The sequence below is a fragment of the Cellulophaga sp. BC115SP genome (assembly GCF_009905545.1).
In the GTDB taxonomy this organism is placed as follows: domain Bacteria; phylum Bacteroidota; class Bacteroidia; order Cytophagales; family Spirosomataceae; genus Flectobacillus; species Flectobacillus rivi.
This window is the reverse complement of sequence record NZ_JAAALB010000031.1, coordinates 16,922-41,463: the sequence shown is the minus strand read 5'-3', so window position 1 is coordinate 41,463 and position 24,542 is coordinate 16,922. Positions and strand designations below refer to the sequence as shown.

General features: G+C 37.5%; 18 protein-coding genes and 1 tRNA gene. 9 read left to right on the top strand and 10 right to left on the bottom strand.

The annotated features are described in order from the left end of the window. Positions 1-181: 181 nt before the first annotated feature. Positions 182-3,385, top strand: coding sequence for a S41 family peptidase (locus GVN22_RS19085; RefSeq protein ID WP_166552609.1), 3,204 nt, complete (start codon positions 182-184; stop codon positions 3,383-3,385). A 308-nt stretch (positions 3,386-3,693) separates the two neighbouring features. On the opposite strand, the gene tgt is transcribed toward GVN22_RS19085, so the two are convergent. Next, positions 3,694-4,827 (bottom strand): tRNA guanosine(34) transglycosylase Tgt, encoded by a 1,134-nt coding sequence (tgt, locus tag GVN22_RS19080; RefSeq protein ID WP_166552608.1) that lies wholly within the window; start codon positions 4,825-4,827, stop codon positions 3,694-3,696. A 226-nt stretch (positions 4,828-5,053) separates the two neighbouring features. On the opposite strand from tgt, the gene GVN22_RS19075 reads away from it, so the two are divergent. The 4 genes from GVN22_RS19075 to GVN22_RS28445 all read left to right on the top strand — a co-directional run bounded on the left by GVN22_RS19075 (position 5,054) and on the right by GVN22_RS28445 (position 7,371). Then, positions 5,054-6,115, top strand: coding sequence for a glycosyltransferase (locus GVN22_RS19075; RefSeq protein WP_205690962.1), 1,062 nt, complete (start codon positions 5,054-5,056; stop codon positions 6,113-6,115). A 36-nt stretch (positions 6,116-6,151) separates the two neighbouring features. Beyond that, entirely contained in the window at positions 6,152-6,784 is a 633-nt protein-coding gene (gene rsmG, locus GVN22_RS19070; RefSeq protein WP_166552606.1) for a 16S rRNA (guanine(527)-N(7))-methyltransferase RsmG, read from the top strand. Positions 6,785-6,950: 166 nt separating this feature from the next. Further along, positions 6,951-7,027, top strand: a tRNA-Asn gene (locus tag GVN22_RS19065). Positions 7,028-7,191: 164 nt separating this feature from the next. Next, a complete protein-coding gene (locus GVN22_RS28445; RefSeq protein WP_370520448.1) occupies positions 7,192-7,371 on the top strand; it encodes a helix-turn-helix domain-containing protein in 180 nt (59 codons plus the stop codon). 363 nt (positions 7,372-7,734) lie between these two features. Here GVN22_RS28445 and pnuC read toward each other — a convergent pair whose 3' ends face one another. The 5 genes from pnuC to GVN22_RS19035 all read right to left on the bottom strand — a co-directional run bounded on the left by pnuC (position 7,735) and on the right by GVN22_RS19035 (position 11,247). After that, on the bottom strand, positions 7,735-8,313 hold the full coding sequence (gene pnuC, locus GVN22_RS19055; protein WP_166552604.1) for a nicotinamide riboside transporter PnuC: 579 nt from the start codon (positions 8,311-8,313) through the stop codon (positions 7,735-7,737). Between the two features lie 172 nt (positions 8,314-8,485). Then, the gene (gene nth, locus GVN22_RS19050) at positions 8,486-9,154 is read right to left on the bottom strand and encodes an endonuclease III (protein ID WP_166552603.1); all 669 of its coding nucleotides are present in this window, start codon (positions 9,152-9,154) and stop codon (positions 8,486-8,488) included. A 218-nt stretch (positions 9,155-9,372) separates the two neighbouring features. After that, complete coding sequence (locus GVN22_RS19045) at positions 9,373-9,615, bottom strand: hypothetical protein (RefSeq protein ID WP_166552602.1); 243 nt, start codon at positions 9,613-9,615, stop codon at positions 9,373-9,375. Further along, positions 9,590-10,192, bottom strand: coding sequence for an RNA polymerase sigma factor (locus tag GVN22_RS19040; protein ID WP_095161052.1), 603 nt, complete (start codon positions 10,190-10,192; stop codon positions 9,590-9,592). Before GVN22_RS19040 ends, GVN22_RS19045 begins: the two co-directional genes overlap by 26 nt. A gap of 641 nt (positions 10,193-10,833) precedes the next feature. Then, positions 10,834-11,247 (bottom strand): hypothetical protein, encoded by a 414-nt coding sequence (locus tag GVN22_RS19035; protein ID WP_166552601.1) that lies wholly within the window; start codon positions 11,245-11,247, stop codon positions 10,834-10,836. Between the two features lie 335 nt (positions 11,248-11,582). Here GVN22_RS19035 and GVN22_RS19030 point away from each other — a divergent pair, with 335 nt between their 5' ends. Both GVN22_RS19030 and cobA read left to right on the top strand, forming a co-directional pair. Beyond that, positions 11,583-13,685 carry a nitrite reductase gene (locus GVN22_RS19030; RefSeq protein WP_166552600.1) on the top strand — a complete coding sequence of 701 codons (2,103 nt, stop codon included), beginning with the start codon at positions 11,583-11,585 and terminating at the stop codon, positions 13,683-13,685. 205 nt (positions 13,686-13,890) lie between these two features. Continuing rightward, positions 13,891-14,679 carry a uroporphyrinogen-III C-methyltransferase gene (gene cobA / locus GVN22_RS19025; RefSeq protein ID WP_166552599.1) on the top strand — a complete coding sequence of 263 codons (789 nt, stop codon included), beginning with the start codon at positions 13,891-13,893 and terminating at the stop codon, positions 14,677-14,679. Positions 14,680-14,782: 103 nt separating this feature from the next. Here the strand turns inward: cobA and GVN22_RS19020 are convergent, their stop codons facing one another. Together GVN22_RS19020 and GVN22_RS19015 are read right to left on the bottom strand one after the other, a co-directional pair. Then, complete coding sequence (locus tag GVN22_RS19020) at positions 14,783-15,634, bottom strand: 5'-methylthioadenosine/adenosylhomocysteine nucleosidase (protein ID WP_166552598.1); 852 nt, start codon at positions 15,632-15,634, stop codon at positions 14,783-14,785. A gap of 167 nt (positions 15,635-15,801) precedes the next feature. Further along, positions 15,802-17,112 (bottom strand): NCS2 family permease, encoded by a 1,311-nt coding sequence (locus GVN22_RS19015; protein ID WP_166552597.1) that lies wholly within the window; start codon positions 17,110-17,112, stop codon positions 15,802-15,804. A 533-nt stretch (positions 17,113-17,645) separates the two neighbouring features. Here GVN22_RS19015 and lon point away from each other — a divergent pair. Then, positions 17,646-20,132, top strand: coding sequence for an endopeptidase La (gene lon / locus GVN22_RS19010; protein ID WP_166552596.1), 2,487 nt, complete (start codon positions 17,646-17,648; stop codon positions 20,130-20,132). A 107-nt stretch (positions 20,133-20,239) separates the two neighbouring features. Beyond that, entirely contained in the window at positions 20,240-21,121 is an 882-nt protein-coding gene (locus GVN22_RS19005) for an AAA family ATPase (RefSeq protein WP_166552595.1), read from the top strand. 95 nt (positions 21,122-21,216) lie between these two features. On the opposite strand, the gene GVN22_RS19000 is transcribed toward GVN22_RS19005, so the two are convergent. After that, on the bottom strand, positions 21,217-22,689 hold the full coding sequence (locus tag GVN22_RS19000; RefSeq protein ID WP_166552594.1) for a DUF4301 family protein: 1,473 nt from the start codon (positions 22,687-22,689) through the stop codon (positions 21,217-21,219). Positions 22,690-23,168: 479 nt separating this feature from the next. Then, the gene (locus GVN22_RS18995; protein ID WP_166552593.1) at positions 23,169-24,422 is read right to left on the bottom strand and encodes an amidohydrolase family protein; all 1,254 of its coding nucleotides are present in this window, start codon (positions 24,420-24,422) and stop codon (positions 23,169-23,171) included. Positions 24,423-24,542 lie beyond the last annotated feature (120 nt).

Sequence of the window (24,542 nt, the reverse complement as noted above, 5' to 3'; positions counted from 1 at the left end):
GGATACATTCATCCTAACGCCTTTTGTTTTTTAGAAAGACTAGGTTAGTTTTACAAAAAAGGGAACAGGCACTAGGCAAAAAGGCAAGAGTGTTTTTCGTAGTAATTCATACTATTGCCTCCTTGCCTGATGCCTGACCCCTCAAAAACTCATTTCATCATCTTATTTCAAACCTGAAATTATGTTAAAAACTACTTTATTCTCGCTTGCGGCGGGATTAGTATCTCAGGCGATTGTAGCACAAAATAGCGAAACCTATTTTGCTTCTTTCCCTTCAATCAGCCCTGATGCGCAAACCCTTGTGTATTGTTTTGAAGGAGATATTTGGAAAACAGACCTCAATACCAAAGTCTCAACTCGCCTCACAGCTATGCGAGGTACAGAAAGTCGTCCGAAAATCTCTCCTGATGGTAAATGGCTGGCCTTTACAGGTTCTCAATACGGCAATCCAGATGTATATGTAATGCCGCTCGAAGGCGGTGCCATTCGTCAATTAACATTCCATGATACCCAAGACTACGTGGAATCTTGGTCATGGGATTCAAAAAGTATATATCTGAGTTCGGGTGCACAAAATGATGGAACTGCCTATAAGCTCGATCTTAGTGGTGGTACTCCTGTTCGCTTATTCTCACATTTTTTCAATCGTATTCACAACGTAGCTGAACACCCAACTACCGGTGAAATATTCTTCAATGATACTTGGGAAAGTGATAACCAAAGTACCCGTAAAGGCTATAAAGGGGCGTTTAACCCAGATATTCAATCTTACAATCCTAAAACCAAAGCTTATAAGCGTTATACCAATTACATCGGTAAAGACCTTTGGGCAAGCATCGACCGTAGTGGCAATGTCTATTTCGCCTCAGACGAAGCCAATGGTCAATACAATTTGTACACTTTCCAGAATGGACAAAAGGTCGCTTTGACGCAATTTCCAGAGGCAATCAAACGTCCACAAGTGAGTGCTAACGGACAAAAGGTCGTTTTTGAAAAAGAATACCAATTATATGTGTATGACGTTGCAAGTAAGACTTCTCAAAAAATCAATCCTAATCCACTACGCAACTATGTTTTACCACACGAACAAGACTTTAAGGTAAGTGGTAATATCGCTGGGTTTGATGTGTCGACAGATGGCAAAAAGTTGGCTTATTCCTCAAGAGGAGCCTTATTTGTTTCTGATGTAGAAGGTAAATACATTGCGCAAATTCCAACAGATGCTCATGGTCGTGTGGTAGAAGTAAAATGGCTTTCAGACAATAAAACCCTACTTTTTACACAAACTACCGAAAAAGGTTACTATAACCTTTTCACGATTGCAGCAGATGGAAAAGGTAAGGCTAAACAGCTTACTTCTGACGAGCAAAATAACCGTAATATCACCTTCAATAAGGAGAAAACTCAGGCGGTATATATCAGTGGTAAAAATGAAATTCGTGTACTAGACCTCAAAACACTTGTCTCGAATACAGTCGTAAAAGAAGAGCTTTGGGCGCTATACAATCCCAAACCCTATTTTTCGCCTAATGGTGAATATGTCATGTTTTCGGCGTATCGCAATTTTGAACAAGATATTTTCTTGTATCATTTGGCCGATAAGAAGCTCATTAATTTAACCAATACAGGTATTACCGAAACCAATCCCTATTGGTCGCCCGATGGCAAGTATATCTATTTCGAGTCTGACCGTACTAAAGCTAGCTACCCTTTTGGCTTGACCAACGGACGTATTTACCGTATTGCCTTGAGCAAAATAGATACTCCTTTCAAATCTGATAAGTTCAATGACTTATTTAAAGAAGAAAAGAAAGAAGAGAAAAAGGACGAGAAAAAAGAAGAGCCTAAAGACGCAAAGGCTAAAGGCAAAAAAGAACCAGAGAAAAAACCAGAACCAGCTCCAGCGCCTAAAATCGTGCCTATTGTGATTAATATGGAAGGATTGATACAGAGATTCGAGCAAATTAGTCCTGATTTTGGCTCAGCAGATAGCCCTGTTGTGTTCCAGAAAGAAGATAAAACATCGGTACTTTTTGTTTCAAATCATGAAGGAGGAAATGGCGCATTATACAAAACAACCATAGCTCCTTTTACTAAAAACAAAACTGAAAAAGTAGAAGGGGCTTCCGTATCTGATTATGAAGTTGCTGTTGCAGATGGCAAATACTTTGCACTGGTTGGCGGAAACATCTATAAACTCAACCTTGATGGAAACAAGCTTGACAAAATTGACTTGAATTTTACTTTCCGTAAAAATTTAGCCAATGAATTCCAACAAATGTTCTATGAAGCTTGGGCAGGTGTACAAGAGAATTTTTATGATGAAAAATTCAATGGTTTAGATTGGGTAAAAACACGAGAAAAATATGCAAAGTTTTTACCTGCTATCAACAATAGAGCAGATTTGCGTACTTTATTGATGGATATGCTAGGCGAGCTGAATGCCTCACACCTAGGCTTTTCGACTGATGGTGAGGAAGATGCTACTTTCTACAAAGCTGTTTCTCAAAACGTAGGGATTGTATTTGAAAACGAAAATCCTTATGTGGTAAAATATGTAATCAAAAACTCTATTTCTGATAAAGCAGATAAGGATATTCGTCCAGGAGATAAATTAGTGAAAGTAAATACCGATAGCGTTGAGACCAATATCAACCGTGATTTCTATTTCTCAAAGCCATCGTTGGATGACGAAATTAGTTTGACATTTGAGCGTAGTGGCAAAACATTTACGACCAAAGTTCACCCACAACGTAGTTATGCACAAATCCGTAGTTTGTATGACGAATGGATTGATCAAAATCAAGAATATGTAGATACCAAGTCTAATAAGCGCATTGCCTATGTACACATGAGCGATATGGGACGTAGCGAGTTTGAGAAGTTTATGATTGATGTTACCTCAGAAGCCTATAACCGTGAAGGTTTGATTTTCGATATTCGTAACAACAGAGGAGGAAATGTACACGATTTGGTCTTGAATTTCCTATCACAACGTGCCTATTTGAAGTGGAAATATCGTGAAGGACAGTTTACTATTCAGCCCAACTTCAATCCAGCTGACAAACCAATTGTGTTATTAATCAACGAACAATCTTTGAGTGATGCCGAAATGACAGCACAGGGCTTCAAACAATTGAAACTTGGTAAGATTATCGGTACAGAAACCTATCGTTGGATTATCTTTACTTCGGGCAAAGGTCTGGTGGATGGTTCGTTTTATCGTTTACCATCTTGGGGTTGTTATACTTTAGATGGTAAAGATTTGGAAAAAGAAGGCGTAAGTCCAGATATTTCGATTCCTCAAACGTTCACTGACCGTCTTGAAAACAAAGATCCACAATTAGATAAAGCGATTGAAGAGATTTTGAAATCTTTGAAATAGAGGAGTAGTAGAAGTTTTATGAAAATAATCACTCATTCACTCAATACCAATTTAGTGAATGGAGATTGAGTGAATGAGTGAGTTGTGAACACATAACCTATAGTTTTTAAAATATTCACAACTCGCTCAATCTTTATTTAGAAAGTAGAGATGTAATACTCATGCCTCTCTATAAAATTAGATACCTGAAACAATATTCCTATTGTAATACGCAAAGCATTGTGTCTCTACTAATAAAATTTCTATTAAAAATAATCACTAAATCGCTCAACCACAATCCACTAAATAGAACTCAAAGCTCTACACTCCTAAAGTCTTTGCATCAATTTTACGACCATTTGGTCTTTCCATGCACGGAAAGTTCCTGCCAAAATATGCTCACGTGCTTGACCAACTAACCATAGATAGAACGTAAGGTTATGAACACTGGCAATCATTGCACCCAAAATTTCTTCTGCTTTTACCAAGTGACGTAAATACGCTTTTGTATAAGAGTTACTCACATAGCTATCCAAACCAGCATCAATCGGTGAGTAATCTTCCTTCCACTTCTCGTTTTTGATATTGATGATTCCTTCAGTTGTAAACAACATTCCGTTACGAGCATTGCGTGTAGGCATAACGCAGTCGAACATATCAATACCTAATCCAATACCTTCCAAAATATTGGCAGGTGTACCCACTCCCATCAGATAACGAGGTTTGTCTTTTGGTAAAATATCAGTTACGATGTCGGTCGTTTCGTACATCATTTCGGCAGGTTCTCCTACCGACAAGCCTCCAATTGCATTACCTTCACGTTCAAAACTAGCAATTACCTCGGCAGATTTTACACGTAAATCTTTGTACACACTACCTTGAACAATAGGAAAGAGCGTTTGGCTGTAACCGTATTTTGGTTCGGTAGCATCAAAATGATCACAACAGCGCTTGAGCCAACGATGGGTCATTTCCATCGACTCACGTGCATACTTGTAATCACATGGATACGGCGTACACTCGTCAAATGCCATAATAATATCAGCACCAATGCTTCGCTGAATATCCATCACTCGCTCAGGCGTAAAATGATGTATCGAACCATCGATATGTGATTTGAAAGTAACACCCTCTTCCTTGATTTTGCGACCTGTACCCGCCAATGAATATACCTGATATCCGCCCGAATCGGTCAAAATGGGTCTATCCCAACCATTGAATTTATGTAAACCACCTGCACGCTCCAACACGTCTAGTCCTGGGCGTAGGTATAAATGGTAGGTATTTCCCAAAATAATTTGGGCTTTGATATCTTCTTTTAATTCACGTTGATGAACTGCCTTTACCGAGCCTGCTGTTCCCACAGGCATAAAGATAGGCGTTTGAATATCTCCGTGGTCGGTATGAATTACCCCTGCTCTAGCCTTGCTGTTGGGGTCGGTGCTATGTATGTCAAAAGTCATATTTTCGTACTAAAATAAAATGAACTCTATCTTACAAGTAGGTCATAATTAAGCAACTCTACTTTTTCGAAAAGCCTGCAAAGTTACCAAAATCTACGCACTTATCAGCATTGCAGTGATAAGGATTCACTATCTTTGCGTTTTAAAACTTAATAGTCAGTTCGCTTTGGTTCCTTTTTTACTCATTTTGTTCCTTTTATCCCTTGGGATTCAATTGTATTTTATATTGAATGTTTTCAATAAAATCAATCAATATGAAGCACCTGTCAGCGATTTGGTGGCATTGCCTCCTGTATCGGTGATAGTATGTAGTTGGAACGAAATACGTAATCTCGAAGAGCTACTGCCCATGCTCGATGCCCAAGAGTACTCAAAATTTGAGATTATCGTGGTAGATGACCGTTCGTATGATGGCACTTACGATTTTTTATTGACCGAAGCTCACAATTTCAAGCATCTCCGTTTTATTCGAATCGAAGAAACACCTGAGCATTTATCTCCTAAAAAATATGCTTTGACACTAGGCATTAAATCTGCTAAATATGATGTAATTCTATTAACAGATGCCGATTGTCGCCCACAGTCGAACACTTGGATTCAATCGATGGCTTCATGCTTGACTAAAGGCAAAGAAATTGTTTTAGGATTTTCGCCCTATTTTCCAGAAAAGACTACACTGAATAAGTTTATTCGCTACGAAACCCTTCTGACAGCGGTTCAGTATTTTGGTTTGGCACTTTATGGCATGCCTTACATGGGCGTAGGACGTAATTTGATGTATCGTAAGTCCTTATTCTTCAAAAATAGAGGGTTTGCTAAACATACCAATATTTTGGGTGGCGATGACGATCTATTTATGAATGACGTAGCCAATGAGCAGAGTACGGCTATTTGCTTGGATGAAGCCTCATTTGTGTATTCTATTCCAAAACACAGTTGGCAAGATTGGTATCGTCAAAAAACTCGACATATTTCGGTCAGTAAATACTATAAAGCAAATCATAAACTTACACTTGGTATAATAGCGAGCTCTCAGATATTATTTTGGTTAAGTTTTATCATATTAATACCTTTGGTAGTGTTTAGTCAGTTAGTGTATTGTGTATTAGGCCTTTGGCTACTTCGATTGATTGTTCAATGGGTAGTTTTAGGCAAAATCAATACACGTCTCGACCGAACTATATCATCTTACAGTATTCCCTATTGGGATTTTTTAATGACAGTTTACTATGTAGTGATGGGCGTGGTCAATACCCTGCCTAAGCGCAAGAAAATGCGTTGGCGTTAGTCTATCCTACCAATTTATTTATCCATTTTTTCGATTATGAACGATTCAAAACTGATAGAAAAATACTTTCCACAGCTCACCGAAAAGCAGAAAGCACAATTTGCTCAATTGGGCGAATTATATCGTGAGTGGAACGAGCGCATCAATGTGGTATCTCGCCAAGACATCGAGAATATCTACGAAAAACATATTCTTCATTCATTGGGTATTGCCAAGGTGGTCAACTTCAAAGATTTCTCTGAAATTTTGGACGTAGGTACAGGCGGTGGATTCCCAGGTATTCCTTTGGCGATTATGTTTCCACATTGCCAGTTTCATTTAATTGATAGCATTGGTAAAAAGATTAAGGTCGTAACAGAGGTAGCAAACGCCTTAGGTTTAGAAAACGTACGTGCCGAACAAATTCGCGCTGAGCAAGTAGATGGCGAATACGATTTTATCGTGAGTCGTGCCGTAACACGTATCACTCCATTTTACGGATGGGTAAAAGGCAAAGTGAACATCAACTGCTACAATAAGCTCAAAAACGGGATTTTGTATTTGAAAGGAGGCGATTTGGGTGAAGAATTAAAAGAATTAGGAAAAAAGACAAGAACATTCGAACTACACGAATACTTCACAGAAGAGTTTTTTGAGACTAAAAAGGTCATTCACGTTCCGATGGTATAAAAATTTAAAAAAAAGTTTACAAGATAAGTTTTTGAAAATCAGGGAATAATACAAAAGTGTGCGTTTTTTTGTATTTTTTTTGCTTAAAACACTTGCATAGTAACAAAAAAGCGCATAATTTTGCATCACAATTCAGGAACAAAGAAACACAAAATTGTAAAGAGATTCCTTCTTAGCTCAGTCGGTTAGAGCACATGACTGTTAATCATGGGGTCCCTGGTTCGAGCCCAGGAGAGGGAGCCAAAATAAAAAGCCATCAGAAATGATGGCTTTTTTTATGTATTAGCGAATTAAAGTAGTTGCATTTTTAGATAAACACCATCATCCAGCTTCTGTTTTAATCTCCTGTTTATATTATTGCTCAATGAGAGGCAAAACTTCGGCCAAATGACACCTATTGGTCAACTATTTATTCATTTGCCCATATCATATCTAGTAATAGATTAAATGAGCTTAGAACACGATTGAACTGTTCTCAAAAAGAACTTTCTGAAAAACTGGGATTAATGCTCAGGACAATTCAAAGAATTGAGAATAATGAGCTAAAACCAAGCTTTTATTCATTAAAAGTGATTGGGATGACTTAACAACCGATGTTTTTGAATTTACCAAACCTCATAAATTTTATTTTTCAATTAAAATTACAGATATGAATCGCTTCTTAAATGACTTAAAAGTCTTGATAAAAAACCATTGGAAAACAATATCTTTTATTGTTTTAGTTATTTGGCTTATCACAAATTACACTGATATTAAATCAGGAGTAATTGATGGGTGGAACAATAACTAAAACTTTTGATTTTTCGGATTTTCACAAACTCAATCATCGCATTATGACTACATTTTGCGTTGAAAAGAGGAATCTAAAGCCTTAATTATTTCGATTCAAGGCTTTTTAATATTCTTTGAAAAATTCTTTATTCATTCTCGCAAATATAAATCTCTTCCCCCTACATCCCCTTCCTCCAATCAAAATACCCTTTTATGGCCATGACGAGTAATAGCGCATACAAAATACTCGTTCCGTGTAAGTCTTTGACGTAGTACATGCCTATATACACTAAGTTGGCTACAATCCATAAAATCCAATTTTCCAGATATTTTTTGGCAATCATCCATGAGGCTATCAAACTAATAGCTGTCAAACTCGAATCTAAATAGGGTAAACTAGCATCGGTTTGGGCGTGTAAATATCCCGACAAACCTGTAAAAGCCATACCTGCTGCCAGACAAATAAGAATGTATTTTTTAGGCATTTTGCTTACAGGCAACTCCGTTTTGTTAGCGCCTCCATAAAGCCATTGATACCACCCATAAACTCCCAGAATAATAAACACTATTTGCAATTCCATATCAGAGTAAAGTTTGCTCTGAAAATAGACTACTCCATATACAGATGAGCTTATAATAGCCCAAAACCAACTCCAAATATTTTGTCGGATATTCAACCAGACATAAATTAAGGAGGTCACAATACCAAAAACTTCTATCCAATTAGTTTGGACATAGTCAACAAGAAAATCAAACATAAGGTATCGATTGTGGATTTGGGAATAGGGTTTATAAAACTGTTTATTTCGGATGTTGGATTTCAGAAGTATAATCTTCTAATTTTTGTAAAAAATAAAGGTATTTCACTTTACTTCCGAAATCAGAAATCCCAAATCTGAAATGGTTGAAAATCAATTCACAACTCCTCCTTTACAGCTTAGGGCTGTCTTTGCGTAAATGAGGAGGTTTGCTGAAATATTTACACAGATGTGTTAGCTTGCACTCTCCGCATTTGGGTGATCGTGCAATACAAACATAACGTCCATGTAAAATCAACCAATGATGAGCTTTAGGAACTAATTCTTCTGGAATATGTTTGATGAGTTCTTTTTCTACAGCCAAAGGCGTTGTAGCAGTTTTAGCTACCAACCCTAATCGATGTGATACCCTAAAAACGTGGGTATCGACCGCCATTGCAGGCTGATTATAAATCACCGAAACAATCACATTGGCCGTCTTACGCCCAACGCCTGGAAGCGTTTGGAGCTCTTCGATGGTAGAGGGAACTTCTGAGTTGAAGTTATCAACAAGCTTTTGTCCTAAACCAATCAAATGCTTAGCTTTATTGTTTGGGTATGAAATAGAACGAATATAAAAAAATACCTCTTCGAAGGATGCACTAGCCAGAGACTCGGGTGTTGGAAAACGCTCGAATAAAGCAGGTGTCACCATATTAACTCTTTTGTCGGTACATTGTGCCGATAACACCACTGCCACCAATAATTCATAAGGAGTCGTATAATGCAATTCGGTTTCGGCTACAGGAAAATTGTGAAGGAAGTAATCTATCAATAAACGATAACGTTCTTTTTTGAGCATAACAAAATCTGGATTAACGAGATTATACAGGAGACCTGTGTGACAAGTTCCAAAAATCAAAAATAAGGATAAATAGCCAGATTTTTTAGTTGCAGAGACACAATAAGATATAATCAGAAGTTTGTAGATAACTTCTAAAAAATAAAGCAAATAAAAACTTACTCAAGCCTTAAGGAAGACTTGAGTAAAACAAAAAAACATCAAACCTGAGCCTAAAACTAGGCGGAGGTTTGATGTTTTGAGGCAAAATTACGAGAATACGCTAATATGTTGTCGACCGTTCTAGAGGATGGTTCACGATAACTAGTATCTAAACCAATTTTAAGATCTACTAAATCCAAATAAAATTCGAGCATTTCGGTATCATGTACCAATGCATCTTGGATTAATAGGTTTTCTTCTTCTGAAGTTTCCTCATAAACGTAACGAATTACGTCATTCTGCGTAAAGGTTTGTATCATAGCTCGGAGAATTTTTACTCATCATTTTGCGTAGATTTATCAACGCATAACGCATTCTCCCCAATGCCGTATTGATACTAACGCCAGTGGCGTCGGCAATTTCTTGAAAACTCATATCTTCATAATGACGCATAACGAGCACTTCGCGTTGCGAATCTGGAAGACGTTTAATCAAATCTCTAAGATGATTGTGTGTTTCATTTTTGATTTGCATTTCCTCGATAGAATCTTCTGCAAAATCAAGGGTGTTGAATACACTACTACCATCTTCGAATACGATATTGGGATAGCGTTTTTCTCGACGGAAATTGTCTATAGCCATGTTATGGGCAATTCTAAGCACCCATGGCAAAAATTTACCTTCATCGTTGTACTTTCCAGAACGGAGTACATCCACTGCTTTTACAAAAGTATCTTGTAATAAGTCTTCTGCAACGTAAGTGTCTTTTACGATTAAATAAATCGTTGTATAAACTTTTGATTTGTATCGGCGAACAAGTGTTTCGAAGGCATGTTCGTCACCATTTTGAATATAGCGTGATACTAGCTCACTGTCGTTAACATGGATTCTTTCCATCTTGATAAATCTATTTGGTTAACGTAAAGCTTTATATCATATTGCTTCTCCTATATTGTTTTTTTAGTGACTACTCTAGTAAAAAATGAAGTATGCTTGATTGGTTGATTCAAAGATAGTAGTTGTTATATTAATTCCAAAAAAATTACAAGCAATTTTAACTTTCGTTAACAAATATTAACAGCGTTTTCTTCGTTATAAGAGAATGTACCTACTCGAAATGGCTGTTTATACCTAATAAATACCTAGTGTTTTCCTGAAATTACCAAATATATTGTTAATCTTCTTTATATACGGATAACAATACGATTTGGACTTTTACTGTCTTTGGTTTCAAAAATACTCAAAACTCAGGCAAATGCAAGAAATATGTACACAGAATTGATTAAATGGTCTCAAAATGAGAAAATATATAGCAGAAAATGCAATAAATAGACCAAACTTGAAAAGTGCGATTGATTATATGGTAAATAGATGCAGTTGCTTTCAAAAAACAACTTTAGGTGTTATATAAATATTTTTTGCGGGATAGGTTCTAATCAAATAAAATTGATTGCAGAGTCAACGAATAAGAATCGTACAGTAATAAAAAAAGAACTGCCTTTTACAAAGCAGTTCCTTCAAGAGTACTATTAGGAAAATTATCTACGACGTCTTTTCACTTTGCCTGTTTTGCTATTGCGAACACGCTCTTCCAACTCGGCAATCACTTTAGATGAATTTTCTTTATTTAATTCGTAAGTTTCGTTCAATGACTTGTAAGAAGCTTGAATCTTGTTATAGTCGTCTAACAAACGATTATATTTAATAGTAAGGGTTTCGAAGGTATCCTTACTATCTTCTTGACATTTCATGTAGTCTTCATTCTTTTTCTTGAACTGACTTTCAAGGCTAAAACGGAAGCTACTTAACTCAGCGTTTTCTTGACGCTCTTTCAAAATTTGACTTTCAAGTCTTCTCACTTGGTCTTGATACTCAGCAATTTTCTTGCTATCTGTACAACTTGACAATAATAATGCTAATAAAGCAACAAATAAAGATAGATTTCTCTTCATGGGTATAATGGGATTAATTGGTCGATTTGATTGACTAAACAATTGTTGTAATGTTCGACTTTTAATAACTACTTGTAGGACGAATGAATATAATTGATTATTACTCAGCCACTAGACCATCTGGGCAAACTTACTTGGATTTTTTGAATGTTTAAAATATATATCAAACTTTTTTTAGAAAAAGCCTTGATAGATAGAATTTCTTCCTTAGTTTTGCATAAAAATCTACTTATTTTATAGAGTAAATAATGTAGGTGGATTACTCATTACACAAGAACCTTGTGCTACTTTGACCAGCTTAGGGTGTTTTGTTTGATTTTTTAAACAGAAAAGCAATGCAAAGTTTCAGAACTGAACTCGAAAATCCACTTGTTGAAAAAGACATATTAGATTTAGCTCGTAAAATTGAATTATTTAGAGAGGGTAAAATCCACGAAGAAAAATTCCGTAGTTTACGTTTAGCGCGTGGTGTGTATGGACAACGTCAGCAAGGGGTACAAATGGTACGTATCAAATTGCCTTATGGTAAAATGACCTTTAAGCAGTGGAAACGTATCGCTGATATTTCGGATGAGTATTCGATAGGAAATTTACACTTGACTACGCGTCAAGATGTTCAAATTCACTTTGTTTCTTTGGACCGCACTCCTGAATTGTGGGCACAATTGGAACAAGATGATATTACACTTCGTGAGGCTTGTGGTAACACTGTTCGTAACGTTACTGCTTCTATCACTTCGGGTATCGATACTCAAGAGCCTTTTGATGTAACTCCTTATGCTGATGCTATTTTCCGTTATTTCTTGAGAAATCCTATTTGTCAAGAAATGGGTCGTAAAATCAAAATTGCCATTTCTAACTCTGATGCCGATACAGCATTGACTTATATGCACGATTTTGGTTTGATTCCAAAAGTATTGGATGGCAAACGTGGCTTTAAAGTAGTTGTTGGTGGAGGTTTGGGCGCTCAACCTATGTTGGCTTACACAGCATTTGAGTTTTTGGAAGAAAATCAAGTAATTCCATATATGGAGGCAGCTTTGCGAGTGTTCGACCGTCATGGCGAGCGTAATTCTCGTCACAAAGCTCGTTTGAAGTTTTTGATTCAAAAAATCGGTTTCGATAAGTTTGTAGAATTGGTAAATGCAGAAACCATTGCCATCAAAAACAAAACATTTGAGATTCCAACTACTGGGTTCAGCGAAACGGAAATCGAAGGATATTTGCCTACTCAAACAGCATCAACAATTGCCCCTGAGACTGAAGAGTATAAAACTTGGTTGCAATCTAACGTTTTTGCTCAAAAGCAGGAAGGATATTTTGGCGTATATGTACGTATCTTAAATGGCAATATTTCTTCTAACACGTCTCGTTCTTTAATCGAACAGTTGGATGGATATGTGGCAAATGATGTACGTGTAAGTATCAACCAAGGTTTGATGTTACGTTTCGTGCCAGAAGCCAATATCCCATATATCTACGAGGTGTTAAAAGCACATGATTTGGCATCTCCTGGTGCAAATTCAATTGCCAATATCACAGCTTGTCCGGGTACAGATACTTGTAACTTGGCGATTTCGGATAGTACGAATATTACTTCCAAATTAGAAGCAGTTATTTCTGAAGACTTCCCTGATTTGATTTATAATAACGATATTAAAATCAAAATTTCAGGTTGTATGAACTCTTGTGGTCAGCATGGTATGGCAAATATCGGTTTCCACGGTTCGTCTTTGAAGTCGGCAGATAAACGTGTATTACCTGCGCTTCAAGTACTATTGGGCGGTGGAACAGTTGGTAATGGTGTGGGTCGTGTAGCAGATAAAGTAATAAAAGTACCATCAAAACGTGGACCTGAAGTATTGAGAGTATTGTTGAATAATTATGAAGAAAACGCAACAGAAGGTGAATACTTCAATGATTATTATGACCGTCAGGGTGAAAAATATTTCTATAGCTTATTGAAGCCTGTAGCTGACCTTACCACTTTGAAGGATGATGATTTCATTGACTGGGGCGCTTCAGAGCAATTTGCTACAGAAATTGGTGTAGGTGAATGTGCTGGTGTAATGATTGACTTAGTTGCAACTTTGTTGTTTGAGTCAGAAGAAAAATTAGAGTGGACTTTGAATGCCTTTAACGAAAACCGCGTAGCTGATTCAATTTATCATGCTTACAGTGTTTTTGTAAGTGCAGCTAAAGCCTTGCTTTTGGATAAGAGTGTTAACGTTTCTACTCAAAATGCTGTTATCGAGAAATTTGATGAACATTTTGTTGCAAAAGGCGAAATCACAATTGCTCAAAGCTCTTTCAAAGAATTAGTACTTCAAATCAACCAAAATGAGCCTAGCGTTGACTTCGCTACTTCATATATCGCCGAAGCAAAAGCTTTCTTAGCATTGGCCAGAGCATATCGTGAGCAAACAGTAGAGGCGTAAGCGTTCCGAGTTTTGTTTGATTATTTAGTATAGTCGCATACAACATTTGAAGGGGTGTAATTCAAAAGGCTTGTCCAATTGGGTACACCTCTTTTCATTTTATTGAGTGATTTATTAGTGAGCGATTTTTATAGTATTCTTGTAAAAATTGACTTGGTTAGTCAGATTCGCTTGCCATTACTCAATGACCAACTACTTTTTAGTTATGAACAATTTAGAAGCTTTTCATACAATGGAACCTAAACCACGCCTGACGGTAGTCGGTGCTGGACCCGGTGACCCAGATTTAATTACCGTAAAGGCCACTAAAGCATTAGCTTCGGCAGATGTGGTGCTTTATGATGCCCTAATTGCTCCTGAATTGTTGGATTATTGTAAACCCGAAGCCGAAAAAATTTACGTAGGCAAACGCCCAGGAGAAAGCCATTCTCAAGATGCTATTAATTTTTTGATAGTCGAAAAAGCCTATATGTATGGTCATGTGGTGAGATTGAAGGGTGGCGATCCATTTATTTTTGGTCGTGGTATGGAAGAAATCGAGTACGCTCAGCAATTTGGGTTAGAAACAGCCTATATTCCTGGTATATCTTCGTCGGTAGCTGCTGCTGGCTATGCTGGTATTCCGTTGACAACGAGAGGGGTTAGCGAAAGTTTTTGGGTGATTACTGGGACTAAATCAGATGGTTCTTTATCCAAAGATTTGGCACTAGCTTTACAATCATCAGCAACTATTGTTGTTTTGATGGGAATGAGTAAAATAGAACAAATCGCAGAACTATGTATTCAACAAGGTAAAGCAGATTTGCCTATTGCCGTTGTACAGCAAGGAACAACCGTTCATCAAAAAGTTGGAATTGGCACTGCTAAAAATATTAAATTCGTCGTTGAGCACAATAAGCTATCTAATCCTGCCGTTATTGTGCTTGGAGAAGTGGTAAAGTTTGCTTCAACAACGACATTACAGTCTATTGTACAAAAGAAGTTTAGTGTCTAGTACACATTCGACATATTAACAAGCCCCCAAGGCATGTTTAAAGATTATTAGTGGTTAGGTATTTAGAAAAGCTCAATAGTTATTACTATGAGCTTTTTTTGTTTTATAACGCTTTCAATAAACCTAAGACCAAACTAGCAGAATTGTAAGCAGCAATTTTTTCAAAATTGGGCATATCTTGATGAGCATCGCCATTGGCATTGTCGCTAATACTTCTAAGTCCCAAACATGGTAATTGCATTTGGTAGCACACCTGCGCTACAGCAGCTCCTTCCATTTCTATGGCATCGGCTTTGAGATTTTTTCTTAATTCTTCTACTTTTGATTGAGAATTAACAAAAACGTCTCCTGTAGCTATGATTCCTGTCAAAATTTGAGGCATTCTATTATTTTTTCCAACAGCTTGATAAGGACATTTTGGTGCTATCTTTTGAGCTATACTTATCAAAATACTATCTGAAGGAATATAAATCGGATTCAACTGTAAGGTAGCAGGGTTTCTGGTGGGACGCAATGTGATACCTTCGTTTTGAAGTCTACCAAAATCATGATGTACGCAAGATTTGGCTATTACAATATCTCCAGGGGCAATGCCATTGGCAATTCCCCCTGCAATACCTGTGAAGATCAGTCTTTCGGGTTGCCAATTCATCAGTAATAAGGTTGTCGTCATGGCGGCATTGACTTTGCCTACGCCAGTCAGTGCGATTACTACCGATTTGCCTGAGAGTTCTCCTGTCAAAAAACAAACTCCTTTTACTCGATGTTCTTCTTTGTTTTTGAGAGAATCCTCCAATAACTGGATTTCCGCATTGAATGCCCCTACGATTGCTGTAATCGTTTTAGTTTTTTGAGAAAAAACCTTTGGACCAAAGAGGCAAAGCAATATGAGTGTATTGATGAAAATCGTGCGAATAGATGCACGAAAAGATAGTTTTAAGCTAAAATTGAACATGTTTGTTGAGATAGATAGTAATGTTTTTTCTTTGTGTTATTAACATTCAGCAATACAAAGCTGATAACTAAAGCCTAAAACATTACTTTGTATTTGAATTAATGAATAGTCTAATTTGAAATCGTAAAAATTTATAAATGGCACTGAAAGCCGATAAATACGTTGATCTAATGTCCCCAGAAAAGAGCCACCAGTGCGAAAGCGTCAATAATCCACAACGCAATAGATACTTCTTTTGACTTTCCAACGGCTACTTTGATAATAGTCCAGCTTAGAAAACCCCAAATAATACCTTGCGTAATCGAATAAGAAAATGGAATTAGCACAAGGGCTAAAAAAGTAGGAACGGCATCGTCAAGTTCAGACCAATTGATTTTGGCAATAGGTTTCATCATAAAAACGCCTACAATAATCAAAGCAGGAGCTGTAGCAATAGCAGGGACAATACTCAACAAAGGAGATAAAAACATAAATGGCAAGAATAAAAGACCTGCCGTAATGGCAGTGAGCCCTCTTCGACCTCCTTGCTCAATTCCAACTGCTGATTCAATATAGGCAGTGCCCGGACTTGTACCTAAAATCCCCCCTAAAAGTGTAGCTACAGCATCAGTCATAAGTGATTTTTTGACGTTTTGCGGCTCGCCATTTTCGTCATATAAATCTGCAGCTTCGGCTATTCCAACGAAGGTTGAAATACTGTCGAACATATCTGTAAAAACAAAAGCAAAAATTACAGGGAATAAGGAGACTTTCAGCGAGTTTACCAAGTCTAATTGAAACAATAGACTAAAATCAGGAGAGGAAAAAACACCTTGCCAAGTAACTAGTTGGGCGTTTCCAAAGTTGACAGCCGAAGCATCGCCCCACCAGCGTCCAATCGGAATAGCTAAAAGAGTTGTCAATACAATTCCTATGATAATTCCTCCTGTCGTTTGGCGAACGATTAAAACTGCCGTTACAAATAAACCTATCAGAAAAGTGATAACGATAGGGTCTTTAAACGAAGCAATACCAACCAATGTCGCTGGGTTATCTACAATAAATTTGGCGTTTTCAAAACCTATTAAGCTAATAAAAAGGCCTATTCCAGCCGAAATAGCAAACCTAAGCTGTGTAGGAATCGCTTTTACGATATAGGTTCTAACATTAAATGCTGAAAGAATGACAAATAAAACACCTGCCCAAAACACAGCGCCTAATGCTACCTGATAGCTAATGCCCATGCCTTTTACAGCTGTAAAAGTAAAAAAGGCGTTCATGCCCATACCAGGCGCTACCACAATGGGATTTTTGGCATAAAGCCCCATCATTAGACTACAAAAAAAGCTTAAAATAACCGTCGCTGTCAATACAGCATTGAAGGGCATACCCGCCTGACTTAAAATAGAAGGGTTGACGACGATGATGTACATAGTAGCCAGAAAGGAACTTACACCAGCGAGAATTTCTGTGCGATTGGAGGTAATTTTAGTTGTCATGAATAAGGGATTTTTCTAAAAATACAGTCCAAATTAGACAATCCCAAATAAGGGGCAGATTCTCATGACTTTAATCCAATTTCTTATTAATTTAGTTTCAATACTAATGTGACACTTTTTTTTGCATGAAACCGTTATACAAATTTAAACCTATCGATTATGAAAGCTATTTTGAGTCAGTCACTTACAAGAATACTGACAACTTGTTCATTGGCACAGCTTTTGACCATTTAATAATTCACTTAAAAAGTATTCAGATTTTACTATAACTTTATTATCATTCTGACACTTTGTCAGTTGAGCTACTTACTAATTTGGAATTAAGCGCAGAATAAAATCTATTTTAAAACCATTAATTTTTTCTACAACTTCTTCAAATTATGAGTAAAATTCATCAACAGCAGCTTGCTTACGGAAATATTGTTAAACTATTGCTTCTAATTTGCTTATAAGCTCATAGCCAAAAGCACCATGCTGAATGTTACTTAATTATAATACCTTACCGCTTATCCAAATTTTTTTAGAGGGAGATTATGAGCTACAATAAAAAATTTTTTGATACACTCAGACTTGCCGAAATTTCGGATTTCGATGGGATTGAGTTGATACCTTTAGGTACAGAACAAGTTGATGACGAGAAGTTGGGCAAACTCTCAGATGAATTACCAATACTTCCAATTCGCAACATCATATTATTCCCAGGAATGGTGATTCCTATTACAGTAGGAAGACAAAAATCTGTGCGCCTTGTCAAAAAAGCATACAAAGGTGACCGTACCATTGGTGTTATTGCACAGGCCAATCCTAGCAAAGAAGAGCCTGTAGGTGACGACTTGTACAAAGTAGGAACAGTGGCACATATTCTCAAAATGATTGTGTTGCCAGGAGGAAATATTACGATTATCGTTCAAGGACGTAAGCGTTTTGAAGTAACAGAATATGTTAAAACTGAGCCTCATTTACTGGCTAAAGTAAGCTATATCGAGGATACCTTCCCAACGAAGTTGAATCGTGAAAACAAAGCTTTGGTTCAGTCGTTGCGTGAGGCAGCTGGAAAAATCTTGTTACTAAATCCTGATATTCCACGTGAGGCGCAAATAGCATTAGACAATATCGAGTCACCAAACTTCTTGGTGCACTTCCTTTCGGCTAATATCAATGCAGAATTAGCTGAAAAACAGCAATTGCTCGAAACTTTGAGTGGTATTGAGCAAGCCCAAAACTTGTTGGAGTACATGATGAAGGATATTGATTTACTTGAACTCAAGCGAGAGATTCAAAGTAAAGCCAGTAGCGACATCGACCAACAACAAAGAGATTATTATCTACGTCAACAAATTAAGGTTCTTCAAGAAGAATTAGGCGTTGATAGCCCTGAGGCTGAAATTGATAAATTACGTGCCAAAGGTGCTAATAAAAAATGGTCAAAAGAAATCTCAGACCATTTCCAAAAAGAATTAGGGAAGTTACAGCGTACCAACTCCATGTCGGCAGAGTACCCGATGCTCATGAATTACGTAGAGTTATTAGCTGACTTGCCTTGGAATGAGTACTCGAAGGATAATTTTGACCTAAAAAAGGCACAAAAAGTTTTAGATGCAGATCATTTTGGGCTTGAAAAAGTAAAAGAGCGTATCATCGAATATTTGGCCGTTCTGAAAATGAAAGGCAATATGAAAGCGCCAATTCTTTGTCTCTATGGACCTCCAGGAGTAGGAAAAACTTCTTTGGGGCGCTCGATTGCCAAAGCATTAGGTCGTAAGTATGTACGTATGGCTTTGGGTGGCTTGCATGATGAATCAGAAATTCGTGGGCACCGCAAAACTTATATTGGTGCAATGCCAGGCAAATTGATGCAAAATATCAAAAAGGCTGGTTCTTCAAACCCTGTATTTATTCTTGACGAAATCGATAAAGTTGGTTCTGACCACCGTGGCGATCCTTCTTCTGCTTTGTTGGAGGTACTTGATCCAGAACAAAATAGTGCTTTCTTAGATAACTACTTAGAAGTAGAATTCGACTTGTCGAAAGTTCTTTTTATTGCTACCGCCAACTCGCTAGACACGATTCACCCTGCGTTACGCGACCGTATGGAGATTATTGATATTAGTGGCTATACAATGGAAGAAAAGGTACAAATCGGTAAAAAACACCTACTTCCAAAACAAAAAGAAGAACACGGTCTCGAAAACAAAACGATTAATGTAACCGATGGTGCACTCCAAAAAATAGTTGAAGGATATACTCGTGAGTCGGGTGTACGTAAATTGGAGCAAGAAATTGGCAAGTTGATTCGTAAAATTACCAAGGCAATTGCAATGGGTGATGATTACCCTAAAGTAATTAAGCCTGATGATGTAGTGAAATTGTTGGGAACTGAGATTTTTGATAAAGATTTATACGAAACCAACGATTTGGCAGGTGTGGTTACGGGTTTAGCTTGGACTCCTGTCGGTGGCGATATTCTATTTATCGAATCACTATTAAGCCGTGGAAAAGGTGGAGTGACCTTATCAGGACAATTGGGTGATGTAATGAAAGAGTCCGCTTTGACAGCACTATCATATTTGCGTGCTCATTCGGATGAATACGGTATTGATTATCGCATTTTTGATAACTACCATTTGCATATTCACGTACCAGCTGGAGCTGTGCCAAAAGATGGACCTTCGGCAGGTATTACGATGACCACTTCCATTGCTTCGGTATTGACTCAACGTAAAGTAAAACCACACTTGGCTATGACTGGTGAAGTAACTTTACGTGGTAAAGTGTTACCAGTAGGTGGTATCAAAGAAAAGATTTTGGCAGCCAAACGTGCAGGAATTAAAGAGATTATTCTTTGTAACAAAAACAAAAAAGACATCGAAGAAATCACGCCAGCTTATATTGCAGACCTTACCTTCCACTATGTAGATCATGTGGATGAGGTGCTGAAAATAGCTTTATTACCTGAAAAAGTTAGTAAGCCAATTGATTTTGTTTTTCCAGAAGAGAAAAAAGAAAATGTATTAGCGTAAGTAATTGAGAATCATTTTTGGGTTCAATTGCTTAACGTTTACAAAATTAAAAGTTTCCAACTTAGGCACAGAGCTCTTGACTCTGTGCCTTTTTTATTTTTGAACTAATGTCTCAAAAAGTACTTATTCTACAAGGAATTCCTGCCAGTGGGAAATCTACATTTGCCAAGGGCTTGGTCGCTAATAGCCGAGGTTTGTGGAAGCGTCTCAATAAGGACGATATGCGTGCGATGCTTGATAACAGTGAGCATTCCAAAGAGAATGAAAGCTTTGTCGAACAACTCCGTGATATGATGTTGTTTGAAGCGCTCAAGGCTGGCAAGAATGTAGTTATCGATGATACCAATCTTTGGGAAAGACCTATCGAGCGAGTGAAAAAGGTCGTGGAGCAATTTCAGAAAGCACATCGTACCAAGGTAGAAATAGAAATCAAACCTTTCGACGTAGAATTAGGTACCTGTATAGAGCGTGATAGTCAGCGAGACAGTAGTGTAGGTGCTACGGTAGTTTCGAAGTTGTATCGTCAGCATATTGTATCCAAGGAGAAACTATATACCTATTCAAATGTCGATGAGTCATTACCTTCAGCTCTTGTTTGTGAATTGGATAATGTATTGGCAATAGCTCACCAGCGAAATCTACAAGATGTTTTTTTATGTGAAAATGATTTGGTACATCAACCCATCAAAGAGTTACTAGATATTTACCGAGCTAAGGATTATAAAATCATTCTGCTAACTCAACGTCCAGAAACCTACCGCCGACAAACACAAAATTGGCTTTATTATAATCGAGTCGAGTTTGATGAATTATTGATGTATCCTTCAGGTATTAAAGGAGTTAGGCATAAAAAAGAGTTTTATGAAGAAGAAATAGCTCTTAAGTATCAAGTAAAATTAGCATTGGAAACACAACAAGAGGCTGTGGATTTATGGAGATTAGAACTTCAAATTCCGTGTTTGCAGGTGGGATATGGAGATTTGTACTAAGTATTAATGCAATTGTTTTTCATTAATACTAGATAAAAAAAACCCTCAAACAAGTCATACTCATTTGAGGGTTTTTAAACTTATAATATACACTATTATTGGTGTTCGTCTCTTAAAAGGTCGTTCACCGTTTTTACTGGGTTGAATGTAATCAATGGAACTTCTACGAAAACGGTATTCCAATCAGACATTGCACCATTCCACAAACCTGGAAGTTCTTGGGCTTTTACGTCTTTTCCGTCACGAGATTTCACGGTTACAAAACCAGTTTTGGGATCTCTAAATTGCAACAAATTGAATTTTTCTCCTTTACCATTCTTCAAACCACAAATCAAATCAACAGGGTTGAAGTGCGTTGAGTTATTGAAAATTGCTTTTTGCTCAGCACTATCCACATCGATTTGTGCAGACTCTACAATTTGCAATGAAGCTGTTCCATCTGAATTTTTACACCAGAAAGGACCACCGCCCGGTTCGCCCGTGTTTTTCACTACACCACATACACGAATTGGACGATTCAATTTTGTTTTGAAATACGCTACTTTTTGTTCGTCAGAGTAAGTTTCAAAGCCTGTTGGAGGTAATACACAAATTTCTTTTTCGTAAAACTCAGCCAATTCAGCCAACAACTCTGGTGTTGCACCAGCTTCAAGAGCGGCTTCAAAAGCAAAGATTTTTGATTGATAATTCAACAAAATACCAGCAAGCGCTTTCTTATAATCATAAGTAGTGCCTTTCAAACGATCAGGAACAACGTTGTCGATATTCTTGATAAATACGATGTCAGCATCAATATCATTCAAGTTTTCAATCAAGGCGCCATGACCTGCAGGACGGAACAACAGAGTATCATCTTTTTCACGGAATGGAGAATTGTCCATATTTACCGCGATGGTATCTGTTGAGCCTTTTTGTTCAGAGAAAGAAACGTTAAACTTCGTATTCAATGCTCTTTGATAGTATGGCAAGATACTTTTCGTTAAGCCTTGGAAACCAGCATTGTATTCTGGTGATACCGTAAAATGCAAGTTGGCAACACCTTCCGAAGCGCCGTAATTAGCCGCTTCAATGATATGCTCCTCAAGTGGAGTACGACAGCCCTCTGGATAGGTATGGAATTTCAATAAGCCTTTTGGCAAATAACCGTAGTTTAGACCTTTTTCTGTCAAGAAATACTCTGCGATAGTTTGCTTATCTGCATCTTCTGGAATTAATTCCAATAAGTCTTTGTAGAAGGCAAATAAAGGGAGTTTTTCAAAAAACTGATCTACCGATTTATCTGCTTTGTTTTCTGTCAAGAAAGTAAAAAGGGACTTAAACATACGAGTAGCGGCTCCTGATGCAGGCACAAACTTTAATAAGTTGAGACCCGCTGAATTTTGAGCGTAGCTATCGGCATACTGCTTCACTTCTTCATCCGATAAGCGAATCACACCGTCGTTGACAGTTGCTGCTTTTTCTAGACTCATGAATGGGAATCCCGTTCTAAAGTCTTCAATTTGCTGCTCTACCGTCTCTATCGCAATGTTTTTGGATTGAATTTGTAAAAGGTCTTTTTCTGAAAACATAGTCGCTTTGGAGTAAGAGTATTTTTTAATGGGATAAAATCTATATTACTTATTTAATTGGTACTGAATTGCTGAGTTGTGGTTGGTGCAAAGCTCCAAAACAGGCATTTTTAGGGTTTTTAAACCTTTACTTCTATGGTAAAAAACTCTTCTTTCCATCAACAAATATACTTTTTTCTAGTAGGATTCAGCATAAAAGTTAGTGAGCGGTAGCTATTATCATAAATCTAAATTTATCCTGACCAAATGCTTTTTATTCTTGTAAAAGTAGAGATTCATATTCTTTTCATAGTCATAACTAGGTCAAAGATATAGTGTACCTACTTTGATTTATTCACCAAGCTTTTGAGCAACTTTGGGTTTAGAAATGGAGACCACACAAGCATTAATGTCATGCTTAGAAGGCCAATAGATTTTAAATATACTCATTTGTTTGGGAAGCCTACATCTACTTTTACTTTTTTTTCCTCAATAATTTATTAATCGACTTTAATTCCACCTTTGAATACCATTTTCACCTTTCTAATGGCTTTAATATCTTGCAAAGGATTGCCTTCTACCACGAGAATATCAGCCAAATTTCCTACTTTGATTCTGCCAAGTTCTTTCAATTTAAAAACATCAGCATTGATCGAGGTACTCGAACGTAATACCTCCAGAGGTTTCATTCCATACTCCACCATCAATTCTAATTCTCGTGCATTATCGCCATGGTTAAATACGCCAACATCGCCACCCATACAAATTTTTACCCCTGATTCTAACGCTTGTTTGAAGGCTTTACGTTTAGTCACTATACGCTCAGGTTCGGGATCTTGTCCTTTTTTCCAACCTCTATATTGTGAAATAGCGTCGCCAGCAGCCAGCGTTGGGCAAAAGCATACATCATATTGTTTCATCAAAGCAAAAACTTCTGGCGTAGCATTATCGCCATGCTCAATGGTTTTTACACCTGCCATTACGGCTCTTCGAATACCTTCCGCTGTGGAAGCATGAGCCACGACGTCTCGTCCTGAACTGCGTGCTATATCTACCACCATTTTGAGTTCTGACTCCAAAAAAGTAGGCTGAGCATCTTTGAATAAACCCCATCGATAATCCGCATATACCTTCACTACATCAGCTCCTTTGCCGATTTGGGTACGCACAGCTTTTGCCAAATTATCTACACCATCTGCCTCCTCAGCACCTTGTATGACTGATACATCCGACTGAAATCCTTTGGGACCGTAGCTTCCTGTAGCTACAAGTGCTCGACCCGCAACAAGCATACGAGGACCTTGGATTACACCTTTTTCGATAGATTGTTTCAATCCTACGTCATCATAATCTCCTCCTTCTGAACCTAAATCTCTTACCGTAGTAAAGCCAGCCAACAACGTTTTGCGAGCATGATTTCCTGCTCTTAAAATACGCTCAGCACGAGATTCACGTAAGACTTGGTCATCCCATGTAACCTCGTTGTAAGGGTGTAGCAGCAAATGAGAATGCCCTTCTATGAGTCCTGGGAGCAAGGTACAGTTAGGCAAATCAATTATTTCAGTATTAGCTGGTATTTTTAAAGCTACTCCAACTGCTTCTATTCGTTGGTTATGTACCAATACTTGCCAATTAGATTGTAAGTTTTCGCCATCAAAAACCTGCTGTGGCTTCAATAAGAGCCATTTTTCTTGAGCTGATGCTTGTAGGCCTGCAACAAGCATGAATCCAGAGAGTAAAACCTTTTTTAACATTTCTTGAAATAGAGCTCTAATAGCACAAAAAGTCTTGTCAATCAGCGCTTTTAGTTTGATGAATGAGTTAGGAATGTTTTGTAAAACACCATAATCGTAAATGTAAAAATTCTTCCTTAA